The organism is Undibacterium sp. TJN25 (assembly GCF_049339885.1).
Lineage (GTDB): Bacteria > Pseudomonadota > Gammaproteobacteria > Burkholderiales > Burkholderiaceae_D > Undibacterium.
In genome coordinates, this window is sequence record NZ_JBMPPM010000047.1 from 1 (window position 1) to 376 (window position 376).

General features: G+C 66.2%; 1 protein-coding gene. It reads right to left on the reverse strand.

Annotated elements, in window-relative coordinates:
* Window positions 1-376: NAD-dependent epimerase/dehydratase family protein (locus ACO0LO_RS29055; protein ID WP_422970036.1), on the reverse strand; the 376-nt coding region annotated here is incomplete at both ends.

A 376-nucleotide genomic window follows, 5' to 3' on the forward strand; every position in this document is an offset into this window, starting at 1 on the left:
CCGGCGAGGTCGGCCACGATGTCCAATACTTGCTGCAAGGTATGGGCCTGACCGGAGCAGACGTTGAAGGTCTGTCCTGCCGGCGCGTGCTGCAGCAGCCGGGTGTAGGCCTGGACGACGGTGCGGACATCGGAGAAGTCGCGGGCGACGTCGAGGTTGCCGAGTTCGATCAGCGGGGCGCGGCGGCGGTAGTGGCTGATGATCTTGGGCAACAGGAAGTTGTCGGCCTGGCCGACGCCGGTGTAGTTGAAGGGCCGGGTGATGGTGATGGGGAGCTGGTCCATCCACAGGCGGGCGACATGTTCCATGGCGAGCTTGCTGACGCCGTAGTCGTTGGCGGGCTGGGCGGGCTCGGTTTCGGCCAGGATGCCGGTGT